At 40.1% G+C, this 12,115-nt stretch carries 6 protein-coding genes; 2 read left to right on the top strand and 4 right to left on the bottom strand.

Going from position 1 to position 12,115, the window contains the following annotated elements; translation table 11 throughout:
* The first annotated feature begins 320 nt into the window (after positions 1 to 320).
* The gene (locus VJ937_RS15500) at positions 321 to 704 is read left to right on the top strand and encodes a hypothetical protein (RefSeq protein ID WP_324068579.1); all 384 of its coding nucleotides are present in this window, start codon (positions 321 to 323) and stop codon (positions 702 to 704) included.
* Positions 705 to 787: 83 nt separating this feature from the next.
* On the opposite strand, the gene VJ937_RS15495 is transcribed toward VJ937_RS15500, so the two are convergent.
* Both VJ937_RS15495 and VJ937_RS15490 read right to left on the bottom strand, forming a co-directional pair.
* The gene (locus tag VJ937_RS15495; RefSeq protein ID WP_324068578.1) at positions 788 to 3,169 is read right to left on the bottom strand and encodes an outer membrane beta-barrel family protein; all 2,382 of its coding nucleotides are present in this window, start codon (positions 3,167 to 3,169) and stop codon (positions 788 to 790) included.
* 1,120 nt (positions 3,170 to 4,289) lie between these two features.
* Positions 4,290 to 6,671 (bottom strand): outer membrane beta-barrel family protein, encoded by a 2,382-nt coding sequence (locus VJ937_RS15490; RefSeq protein ID WP_324068576.1) that lies wholly within the window; start codon positions 6,669 to 6,671, stop codon positions 4,290 to 4,292.
* Between the two features lie 181 nt (positions 6,672 to 6,852).
* On the opposite strand from VJ937_RS15490, the gene VJ937_RS15485 reads away from it, so the two are divergent.
* On the top strand, positions 6,853 to 7,140 hold the full coding sequence (locus VJ937_RS15485) for a thiamine-binding protein (RefSeq protein WP_324068575.1): 288 nt from the start codon (positions 6,853 to 6,855) through the stop codon (positions 7,138 to 7,140).
* A 55-nt stretch (positions 7,141 to 7,195) separates the two neighbouring features.
* Here VJ937_RS15485 and VJ937_RS15480 read toward each other — a convergent pair whose 3' ends face one another.
* Both VJ937_RS15480 and VJ937_RS15475 read right to left on the bottom strand, forming a co-directional pair.
* Positions 7,196 to 8,359, bottom strand: coding sequence for a HAMP domain-containing sensor histidine kinase (locus tag VJ937_RS15480; RefSeq protein ID WP_324068573.1), 1,164 nt, complete (start codon positions 8,357 to 8,359; stop codon positions 7,196 to 7,198).
* Between the two features lie 9 nt (positions 8,360 to 8,368).
* Positions 8,369 to 10,735, bottom strand: coding sequence for an AsmA-like C-terminal region-containing protein (locus VJ937_RS15475; protein WP_324068570.1), 2,367 nt, complete (start codon positions 10,733 to 10,735; stop codon positions 8,369 to 8,371).
* Between the last annotated feature and the right edge of the window lie 1,380 nt (positions 10,736 to 12,115).

Raw genomic sequence — 12,115 nt, 5'->3', positions numbered from 1 at the left:
CCTTGTTTTGTGAGTCTCCTTCTATATATTCAGAAATAAACAAGTCTGAGCAGTTTTGAGCAGAAAGGCTAAAAGCCATTGTGACAGCTGCAATTGTAAGTAAAAAATTCTTCATAATTATTTATTTTTGTTGGTTTTTTGATTTGTAAATCTATTCGTTAAATATTGATCAGTTGTTTCAAAGCTGTTAATAAAAATTTAAGAAAAAGAGTTTAAAATTAATGAAAAAGCATAAATCTTACCAGAAAGTCGGGGGTTTTTTTGATAATTAGGATAATTTGCAATGAATTTAAATATTTTTGTAAAAAAATTCTAAAATTATGTGGAAAACATACCGGAAGTTTTTAATTACTACACTTTTACTAAGTCTTGTTTTATCTTTTGCGGGTTGGGCAATTTTTAAATTTACAAACCTGGTTAGTTTCCATCCTGCTTATATTTACTTACTTATTGCCTACCTTATTTTTACGTGGATTATACAATACGCACTCTATCGGTATGTGCAGAAACGATTAGCTGTTTTTAACAGGGCTTTTATGGCTTTAACAGGATTGAAATTACTTGTGCTTATTGCTGCAATGTTAATTATGGCGTTTACTGTACCTGTTTTGTTTAAGACGCTGTTAATCGAGATGTTGATTTTGTATCTTTTATTTAGTGTTGTAGAAATACGTGATATTTTGCAGTTCATGAAGAAAAAGTAACTGCTTTAAGCAAAATGCCGCACCAAAGCTTGTTTGATGCGGCGCCAAAATTAACCCATTGGAAATGTCTGAATGTTTTCAGACTAGAATAACCCATTTCCACCATCGCTCTCATATTCGGTTGAGCGTTCCAGTTGTTTGGGTGTTTTGCCCCAGCTAAAATTATATGATAGTGTAAGCATCAGTAGCTGGCTTACATCTACGCGACCTTCCTGATAAGCATAATAATTGTTGTCGTTACGTTCGGTAGCCTCGTATTTAAAATTCTGACTCAGGGGGTTAAATACTACAGATGCCTTAAAGTTGTCTGTTATGCCTGCATCGGCCTGTAATAAGAACATCACATCTCTGGTAGTTTCAGCTTTATAACGTAATCTTGGTCCTATATACTGCGTAATGGCGGAGAAACTGTAGGGTTTTCCTTCCCAGGGTGTTAATACTGCTGCACCATTGAGTCTGCTACTCCATAGGGTTTCATGGTATCCCTTTTCGTCAGACACCTCTGTGCCATATACTGAGGCATATGCATTAATTCTGAACCAGCGGGTTAAATTTACTGCTGCTGTAAGTGCCAGACCATATTCGTAGCGTTTACCTACATTTTCAGGTCGAAGTACCGAAACTCCATCCGGGTTAATATAAGATGATTGTTGTACGCTGTTGGTGGTGTATTCTAAATAAAGGCGTGGTGCTATATAATTTGACCTGAAGTTTAATGAATACTGCAATTCAGCCCTGTTGATAATTTCTGGTTTCAAATCAGGGTTGCCTGTATTGATGGTTGTGCTGTCGGTCTGCATTTCGAATGGGTTTAGTTGTGCCATATCGGGCCTTGCAATTCTACGGCGAGCTGTGAATCGCATGCTTTGCCCTTTTTTTATCGGATACATTACACTGAGCTGGGGCAACAGTTCCAAATAGGTGTTTGTGGCCGATTTGTCGATGCGGCTTTTCGACCAGGCTGTACGCATACCAAGGGACCACTGAAATTTACCCAAAGAGCTGGCCGCACTGGCATATGCTTCCTGCCTGAATTCATTGTACTGGAATTGCTCTTCCTGACTTGCTCCTGAGTTGAAGGTATTGTCGAACCATTGATAATAAGTCCAATAACCTCCTTTGAGTTGAAATTTTCCTATATTCCGGCTGTAGTCATTTCTCCATTCGAACATATTCCTACGATTTTCAGTCTCTTCATTTCTTGATAGTTCAAATGGCTGGGGCAATATGCTGTCCAGGTATGTATATCTGTAATCGTACTGATGGTTTCCGGAGGCTTTGTAGTTGTAGTAATTGAACTGGCTCGTAATTTGGTGTCCCTTATCATTAAATTTGTGTTTGTAATACAGGGAATTGTACAGGCCTCGCCCTATATCCTTTTGGTCATTAATCAAATTGAACTTTCGGGTCAGCTCATTATTTATAGTTTCGGTTCCCTGTTCATTAAATTCATCCTGGTTGCGCACATAAACGTATGCGTCGCCGTAAATATTCAACGTGTTTTTGTCATTAATAAAGAAATCGATTCCGTAATTGGTGCTGTTACGCAGCCAACTTGCATAGCCTTCGCCTGTTTGTGTAAAATCTGTAATGTCTCCATTGTTTGTAATTCGGGTTTTCTGTTTTGAATAAGCTTTGTATGACTGGTAATTGAGCCTGTCAGATGCAAAGACTCTGAATTTTTCTCCGCCGTATTCTATGTTTCCGCGGTGGTTACTTGCAATTTTGTGCGGGTCGGCCAAAGTCAGGGTAAGTCCGCCACGTCCACCCTTTGGTCTTTTTTTGAGAATGATGTTGATCACCGCATCCACATCAGCATCGTATTCTACTCCGGGGTTGGTGATAATCTCCACTTTATTGAAATCTCCTGGGTTTAATTGTGCCACAAATTGTTGGTCGCGAGGGATATCATTTACCAGGTATAAAATATTTCCAGTACCTTCAAGGGTTACATTGTCCTGAAAGTCGACACTAACACCGGGAATGTGCTTCAAAATGTCAAGACCGTCTTTAGCAGTTTGTTGAATCTTGTCGTTGACGGTGTAAATGGTGCGATCTACCTCTTGTTTTCCTTTCAGTCGTTCTTCGGCTACAACAACCTCATCAAGCTGCTCTGCTGAGCGTTTGAGTATTACCCGACCAATTTTTAATGGATTGTTTTGTGCATTTACCTGTAGGTTAATCGTCTTTTTTTCAAAACCTAAAAAGGAGATTTGAAGCTCATACCGGTTAAAGGCAATGTTTTCAAGGGTGAATTGGCCATTTGCATCTGAAATAATTCCTGTTACGATTTGGTGGGTGTGATTGTCAAGCAAAGCCACGTTTGCATAAGGAACAGGCTTGCTGTTCTCTTTTTGGATAATGGAGCCGGTAATAATACCAGGGTTTTTGTTTGCAAGGGTACTTATGGCTAAAAATAGATACACCAAGGTCAGTACCACGAATGGATTAGTTTTAGGTTTCATGGGTTTGGGTTTTAAGGGTTTAAAAGCTTGCCTGGGTTAGGGGCCTGCTTTTTTAACGGTTCATTAATGAGATGTCCAACTTCGTGCCATAGTTTGTTAATTTTCACAAAAACAGCGATTTATGTTTGTTTTCGATTTTTTTGGACGGGTCAGGTGTGTTCATAATCGAACACGCGTTGCTGTAAACGAACAAAAACGAAATTCTCCATGCATCAAGGCTTCCTTTACCTGTTTAGCATCAGGGTTTTATTCGGTAATGTCCTTTTGTGCAAGGATGTCGATGTTTTGCCGGTTCGTTTACAATCGCCGACAAATACCTTTGGTTTGCAATTATGGTAGCATCGCGGCGAATTGGGTTCGGAAACCATAACACCCGGCTGAAGCGTTTGCAAGTCAGCGATTACAGTTTAGCAACTTAGGTTGATTTCGATTTTTCACACTTGTAGGCAATGGGGTTATTTAGAAATATTAAAAATCCTTTTCCACCGAAATCGCTGCGTTTAATCATTGTGGACAGCACGAGCAAATTTAGTTTGAATTAGAGCTTAAATGAGGAGTGCTGTAGGGCCATCGGCCCCGTCATTATGGTAGTTTTATCGTTCCTCGTGATGATACTTCGGCAAGTTCAGCACAGCGCACGTCGTTGATTATTGGTTTACGTTAATTCTGAAATGGGCAGTGCGCGGCAGATTCCCTTTAGGAAATAAAAGGGCAGCGCGAGGGCAATATTGTTTCACGCAGCGCTCGCAAGGTAACTACTCGTAGCGCTCTTTGCTTGTATTTCTCGCAGCGTTCGTGGCGTGAAATAATTTAAAAGATTTCAAATATGAATTTCAATCATAAATCTGGAAAAGTTATACGTCATTCTGCATTACTAAATTTAAAATTTTTGCCTCTCGGAATGACCTCTTCGAATGCTTTTTGGCCAGCCTACATGTCAGTTAAGTTTCGCGATGTTTTGTGGTTTTGGAGCAATACCGGGAGAAATTGTGGTTGTGGCGTGGATTTTTTACAGTGAGCTTTAGCCTGGGGGAGAGGTTAGGAAATGTATTTGCGCTAAAAACAAAAAAACCGCACAGGATTTTCCTGTGCGGTTTGAGGCAAATTAACCCTAATCACCCTATAGTGTGCCTCCACCACCATCTTTTTCGTAATCGGTTGAGCGTTGAAGTTTTTTAGGTTCTTTTCCCCATCTAAAATTGTAGGCTATTTCAATGGCAAAGAAGTAGCTGATATCTATGTTGCCATCGTTTTTATAATAGTAGTTGGTGTCGGTTCTTTCCGTAGCAGCATAAGTGAAGTTATAGTTTGCTGGTACTGCAAATCCACTTACTTTCCATTTTTCATTTATCTGATAATCGGCTCCTACAATAATAAGAGGATCACGGATGGTTTCTGATTTATATTGTAGTCGGGGGCTGCGATATTGTATTTGCGCCATAAAGTGGAGTGGTTTGTCTTTCCAGGGTGAAAAAATAACAGAGCTATTTATCCCCCAGGCCATCTTTTCATCCTGGTAGTTATCAGGGCCGTTAACTTCTGTATTAAAAACCCGCACATTGGCATTTAAACGCATCCAACGAGTAATGTTAAGAGCCGTGGTCAGGCTAAGTCCGTATTCGTAGCGTTTACCTACATTGTCGGGTTGTATTACCGATATTCCTTCATTGTTAACGTATGTGGTTTGTTGGCTACTATTGGTTGTGTAATCGATATAGGCTTTGGGCGCAATATAGTTCGACTTAAAGTTAATAGCATATTGTAATTCAGCCCGGTTTATAAGTTCTGGCTCCAGATTAGGGTTTCCCCGGCTAATGGTTAGGCTGTCTGCCTGTGTTTCAAAGGGGTTCAGTTCACCCATATCTGGTCTGTATATTCGACGACGTGCGCTAAACTTTAATGATGATGTTTTTGATAATCCGTATTTCAGGCTTAATTGTGGTAAAAGTTCCATATATTCATTGGTGGCAGCAGCATCGATTCTGCTGCGGGAATAGGACATACGTAAGCCGCCATTCCATTGCAGTTTTCCGAACGATCCTCCGGCACTTGCATAAGCTTCCTGCCTGAATTCATTGTATTTAAAGTCGCGATTGATATTCTGGTCGGCTTCAAATTTGTTGTCGTACCACTGGTAATAGCTCCAGTACCCGGCTTTCATTTTAATGCTGCCCAGCATTTGCTGGTAGTCGTTTTTCCATTCAATCATATTCCGTTTATTGTTGATGTCCTCGAAACGGTTTATTTCCAGTGGGTCGGTTAATTCGCTATTGAGGTATGAATAAGTATATTCATAGCGATTGTCGCCGTTACTTTTGTAGTTGTAGTAATTTACCTGACTGGTGATTTTGTTGTGTTTTTCGTCAAATTTATGCTCATAAAACAGGGAGTGGTACAATCCAATACCCAGGTCTTTTTGATTCATGAGCACATCATATTCTTTCGTCAGCATATCATTTGTTTTTTGTATGCCGTGTTGCTCATAGTTTTTCTGGTTCATGTTCCGCAGGTATGCACTGCCATAAAGGTTGATGGTGTTTTTATCATTTAAAAACAGGTCAATACCATAGTTTGTACTGTTGTTTAACCAGGTGGCATTACCTGAACCTTCTTCATAAAGGGATGTTACATCATTCCCATTGGTTATGCGCGTTTCTGTGGTTTGATTGGCATCGAAATTTTCGAAATGAAGGCGGTCAGAAAGAAATACGCGGAATTTATCGTTTCCATACTCAATACTGGCATTTTGGTTTCCCAGCACAGACTCTGGATTGGGCAATTGAGCTGCAATTTTACCTCTTCCTCCCTTAGGTCGTTTTTTAAGCACAATATTGATTACTGCGTCAATGTCGGCTTCGTATTCCACTCCCGGGTTGGTTACAATCTCAACTTTATTAAAATCGTCGGGATTAAGTTGAGCCACAAAATCTTTGTCGCGGGTGATGCCGTTCACCTGGTAAAGAATATTTCCTGTACCTTCCAGTGTTACATTGTCCTGAAAATCGACAGTAACGCCCGGAATCTGTTTGAGCACATCCATGCCATCGGTTGACATTTCCTGTACCTTATTATTGACCGTATATACTGTGCGGTCAACTTCCTGCTTACCTTTTAAACGTTCTTCTTCAATTACAACTTCATCGAGTTGTTCATTTTTAGGTGTTAACTCAATGGCCCCAACTTCCAGAACTTTATGTGTTCTGTTAAGCTCAACAGGAAGTAATTTGCGTTCGTATCCAAGGTACGAAATCTGCAACCTGTAGTTCCCATAAGGAACCTGTTTGAGTTTAAAACGTCCGCTTTCGTCACTAATGATGCCGGCCACAACACTTCCTGATGTGGGGCTCATTAATGCTACATTAGCGTAAGCGACGGGTTCGTTGGATTTAGCTTCAATTACTTTTCCTGTAATAATACCGGGTTTTTCTGATGCCTGACTGCCCAGGGTTAAAAAAAGGCAGACTAAGAGCAGTACCGCAAAAGGGTGATTTTTGGGTTTCATAGTTAATGGTTTTAAGGGTTAATCAACGGAAATGAATGGGGTTAATCATTCATTTTCCTGGGTTCAACAATAGGACGAACACTTTTTCTGTATGTTACAATCACAGTATAATTTTTTTATCTTTGGTGGTTGAGTTTTGTTTTAAACAACTTATTATCAATAAGATAATTTTAATAGAAAAATGAATAAAATTAATTTTGCCATTCAGGTTTTGCCACAGGGTGTTGAGAATGTTTATGAAATAGTGGATAAGGCTATCGCTGTAATAGAACGCAGTGGAGTAAAATACCGTGTTTGTCCGTTTGAAACGGTGATCGAAACAACCTGGGAAAATGCGCTTCAAATTCTTACAGAGGTAAAAGAGGAAGTGCTGAAGGAGGCTCCTTCAACACTTATAAATTTGAAAATCCAGGCTGCCGCCGGTCATGATGTGGTTATTGAGGATAAGACGGATAAGTATGATGGCTAATGAAGCTTTCAGGTTAAAGGACAAGATGTTTTTAAGGCCGTAACCTGGTTTGGAATTAATTTACAGGCGTTTTCAATTCTATTCGAATGATGGTGCCTTTGCCGGGTTCAGACCATTTTACAAATATGTTGCCTTTATGATAATCGTTGATAATGCGTTTCGATAGCGAGAGACCAAGTCCCCAGCCCCTTTGTTTGGTGGTGATGCCGGGTTGGAAAATTCGTTTGAATTTTGTTCGGCTAATGCCTTTACCCGTATCTTCGATATCAACATTTAAGTGTTTCTTATCATGCACCACGCTAATCTTGATGGTTCCTTTTCGCTCAATGGCATCAATGGCGTTTTTAATTACATTTTCAATAACCCAGGAGAATAGCGCTTTGTTCAGTGGAACAATATTCGAATCGGATTCATTTTTTATGTAATTGATTTCAATTTGTGTAGAGGCCCTTCTTTTCATGTAGGCCACAGAGTTTGCCAGAACCTGATCGATGTCGGTTGGTTTTAAAACTGGCCTGGCACCAACTTTAGAGAATCGTTCCACAATGGTTTCCAATCTGCTGAGGTCGGCTTGCATCTCGTCGGCATACTCGTGGCATTTTTGTTCTGCTTTCATTAGCTCCACCCAGGCTATGAGGGAAGATATTGGTGTGCCCAGCTGATGGGCTGTTTCTTTTGACATACCAACCCACACCTGGTTTTGTTCAGCACGGCGCGAGGCACTGAATGCCATATAGGCCATAAGTATGAAAAGCCCGAAAATGCCAATTTGTACAAATGGGAACCAAAAAAGCATACTCAGCAGGGTTGAATCATCATAATAGACCCGGCGTTCAATTTTTCCGTTTAAGATGTCGATGATTACGGGGTCGTGTTTTTCTTTCATTTGGCTGAGCCGGCGTTTCAGATATTCGGGGTTAACGGCTTTGCGTTCGTTCAGGTTTTTATGCGAAATAATGCTGTCGTTCTCGTTGGTGAGAATTACGGGAATGTTGTCATTGCGCGTAATTACTTCTGATACAAACGTCAGGTCTTCGTTCATGTTGTCTGTTTGTGCAAACCGCCTTGTAGCTTCTGCAAAAAGTTCTACCCGCTTCCGCTCCTGTTCAGATAGTTTTTCAACCAAAAAATTCGAGTAACCCAGAGAGAGTATACTAATTAGGATGGCCAGGCCAATAATGGCAATTTTATAACGCCTTTTATGTGTGTATATGTTCATGGTTTCAAGTTACTTAAAGTCGCCGAACTCTATGTCAAATTTCTTTTTTTGCTGCTTTTCGGGCACGGGCTCTACTCGTTTTCTTTTTAATTTACTGAATTCAATATTGTAATCTTCGGTTGTTCCGGTAATATCAACGAAAACCATCATTTTATTATTTTGTTGTTTTGCACTGGCTTTTTGATGTTTGCGCCGTAACTTACGAAATAAAACATCGGTAAGCCCAACCGATATTTGATAGTCAATTTCGTTGTTGAATGTATGTGTGCCAGTCAGACCAAGATCTATGGCCGATGACTGAACCTCCATATACGGAATGGTGATTTTTTGGTTTTGAATACTGATTTGGTTTTCAAACCGGGCAAATTTCACATGCTGAAGCTCTTCTACATCAATATAATTTGAAAGGGCTTCCAGGGTTTTGTAGTCAATCAGTGCACCATCTTCAATTTTTAAATCCGTAATGAGATACAGTGATTCGGGCCTGATGCTAAAGTCGGGATAAAAAACGAAATCGGCCTTTACATCAGCTGTTAGTTTACCGGCAAGGTTCTTCGAGGTGATGTATTCCTGACCAAAATTGTTAAATTCACTGAAAATACCCGTTACATTCACATTTTGCAGATTACCGGTTAGTTCTACGTACCATTCGTTGTTTTTTTGTTGTAGTAACTTTCCGTTTGTCGATATGCTACCGTCGCTTGTTTGCATTTGTAGGTTGAGCACTTCAATTCTTCTCCCGTATTTGCGAAAGTGTGTTTTAACATGCTTTGCCCGGAATTTGTCCCGGGAGAGGTTTTTTGCTTCAAAAGTTAGGTCAAGCCTGATGTTGTCGGTAAGCCGGAAGGGTTCGCTATTTTTAGAGTTTTCTGACAATAACAGGAATGTACTAAGGTTGAAGTTTGTTGTGTGTGCATGCCCATTGATGTTGATTGGTTGTTTTTTCTGCAAATACTCAAATAAATTGTCAATTTGCCCCTTAAATGAAAGATTGTTTTGATTGAAGTTGCCTGTTAGCTCTTCAATATTGATGTTCTTCGGCGATGCTTTTAGCACGGCGTTGAGGTTATTAATCTGAAAATTGTTTTCGCGAATAACCAACCCCACATTTTGAAAGCCCAATTCACCCTCTTTAAACATGTTGGAATAGGCCTGTCCACCTTTCAGCTTTGCATTTACCTGCGCCTGCCCATCAATAAGGCCGGTTAGGTTTTTCACGGGTAGGTCGGAGATCTGGAAATCATTTAAATCCTTAAGATTGGCGGTGAATGATGTGAAGCCTTTAATGATTTGATCAGGCAGGTTGTAGTTGCCTTCGAAATATACAGAAGATCCTTTATAGGCGGCCTCTGCAGTGTTGATTTTTATGAGCGGGCGTCCGCTGCGGTAATTGAATCTGCCCTGTGCTGTAATGTTTATGTTTTTTTGTTTTAAGAGGGTTTTATGCGATGCATCAAAACCAAAGCTCAGGTACTGGTTGTTTTTGTTTTTGTAAGTGTAGCGTAGTTGTGAAATTTTTGTAACCCCATCGCTTATTTTGAGTTTGCCAAGCTTGTTTTTGGCCAATATTTTATTGATGAATTCAGCATTAAGCTTCATGCCGGGACTTTGTATTACAGCCTGGTTGTTTTTCAGATTGAAAACACCATCTAATTTTAGTTGTTTATTGTCGCCCTCAAGTGTTCCTTTCCAGTCAATGAGCTCCTGTGATTTAAAAATTTGGCCTGACCACCGGTATGCTTCAAAAAAATTGTATGCCTCCGGAATTATGTTGGTTTGAGTCAAAGTAATATCAGTATTAAGTTGCCAGTATTCTTTTTGAATCACGCCCTGAATAAGTGCTTCGCTGATTTGATTTACGTAAAAAGCCCCTTTTTGGCGGTCTTCGTAAATCACCTGTATTTGTTCTATTTCGATAGCATCTATTGCTAGCTTGCCTTGTTTTCCGGTGTTTTCCGAAGGTGCAGATTTTAATATGTTGTAATTTGTAGTTCCATCATTGGCAATGGTAATGTGTATTTTGCCGTTACTGATGGCCAGCCGGTTTATTTGTGGCTTATCACTGATGAGCGTTTTCAGATCGAGGTCAAAAAAGAGGCTTTGGGCCGTTAAAAGTGTGTCGTTTGATTTTGTGTCTGTTTTGTTGGCTCCATGTATGGTAACCTGGTCGAATTTCACCGAGACATATGGAAAGCGTTCGAAAAACGACATGGAGACTTCCTGTACATCAATGGGCGTGTTTACTTGCTTGTTGACCTCTTTGATGAGTATTTCTACAATTTTTTCCTGGTTAAAATAAAAATAACCGATTAGCCCCAGCATCAGGAAAAAAAAACCTGCAAAAATTCCGGCCAGTATTTGTTTTATTGCCCTCATGGTATATTTATCAAACTTATTTTGTGGAAAAAGATTGCAATAAAAATAGAGAATAATCACTGAAATTTTGAAAGGTTTGATAGAAATTAGCAATTCAGATATTATAATTCGGTGTTGATTGTCGTGGTGGGCGTGTAAAAATGCACTAAGTTAACGCATATACCTGGTGTTTTTGTGAGATATAATCCTATACATACTGTGAAGCATAGCAGATGGCAATGAGTACCTCTTGTGTTCCTTTGCAACATCATAGGTTTCGCCGATGATGAACTGTTTGGAAAGTAATTACTAACAAACGCGGCGGTTTTCGGTATGGTGTTATCTAATCCAGGGCGTTGCTTGTGGGTTGATGTAAGTTGCCCTTTCAGGTCGAAGAAGAGTGGTTTCAGGTTTCAAGTTTATAATTAAAAACCGTTTCGTTTATTTTAATAGTTATGAAAGTATGCTACGGAAAGCCCGTAGGGCTGACATGTTGGTAGAATATTGTAATTAAGCGATAATTCGCCGCGATGAGGTTTTTAATTGGAAGTATTAAAAGTGCCATCGGCGAAATGTGCTATCGTGACGCCACGAAATGCAACGTGTGCAAAAAGATTCTAGCGTTGTTCTTTATATCGTAATTTTCGCCGCTGAGGTGGTTTAATGGAGGTAATTTCTGTCAAACGCGGCGATTTTCTGTGGGTTTGATATACCCAGGGCGCTGCCCGTGGGTTAATGTAAGTTGCCCTTTCAGGGCGTAGATGGACGAGGGGTAAAGTTAATTAGTTGATTGAATAATTGTGTTTTTTCGGTTAGGGATGCGGGTCCTGTTCTCTTCGATTCCCACATTGCCAGCGCAAAGAGCTACTCAGAGAACTATCCAACTAACACATTATCAAACCCGGGGCGTTGCTTGTGGGTTGAAATAAATTGCCTTTTCGGGACGAAGAAGAGTGGTTTCAGGTTTCAAGTTTATAATTAAAAACCGTTTCGTTTATTTTAATAGTTATGATCGTATGCTACGGAAAGCCCGTAGGGCTGACATGTTGGTAGAATATTGTAATTAGGCGATAATTCGCCGCAACGGATTGTTGCCGGACGTAATAAAAGTGTCATCGGCGAAATGTGCTATCGGGACGCCACGAAATGCAACGTGTGCAAAAAGATTCTAGCGTTGTTCTTTAGTATCGTAAATTACGCCGATGATGTGGTTTAATGGAGGTAATTTCTGTCAAACGCGGCGATTTTTTGTGGGTTTGATATACCCAGGGCGTTGCCCGTGGGTTGAAATAAGTTGCCCTTTCAGGGCGTGGAGGTAAAGTGATTAAGTTAATTAGTTGATTGAGTAATTGTGTTGTTTTAGTTAGGGATGGGGCCATCGTTCTCTTCGATTCTCACAAT

The organism is Salinivirga sp. (genome assembly GCF_035268865.1).
Taxonomy (GTDB): domain Bacteria; phylum Bacteroidota; class Bacteroidia; order Bacteroidales; family Salinivirgaceae; genus Salinivirga.
This window is presented reverse-complemented; position numbering and strand designations above follow the sequence as displayed.

Coding starts and splice junctions, on each gene's coding strand:
- VJ937_RS15475 (WP_324068570.1), bottom strand. CDS start 10,735: ATGAGGGCAATAAAACAAATACTGGCCGGAATTTTTGCAGGTTTTTTT.
- VJ937_RS15485 (WP_324068575.1), top strand. CDS start 6,853: ATGAATAAAATTAATTTTGCCATTCAGGTTTTGCCACAGGGTGTTGAG.
- VJ937_RS15500 (WP_324068579.1), top strand. CDS start 321: ATGTGGAAAACATACCGGAAGTTTTTAATTACTACACTTTTACTAAGT.
- VJ937_RS15490 (WP_324068576.1), bottom strand. CDS start 6,671: ATGAAACCCAAAAATCACCCTTTTGCGGTACTGCTCTTAGTCTGCCTT.
- VJ937_RS15495 (WP_324068578.1), bottom strand. CDS start 3,169: ATGAAACCTAAAACTAATCCATTCGTGGTACTGACCTTGGTGTATCTA.
- VJ937_RS15480 (WP_324068573.1), bottom strand. CDS start 8,359: ATGAACATATACACACATAAAAGGCGTTATAAAATTGCCATTATTGGC.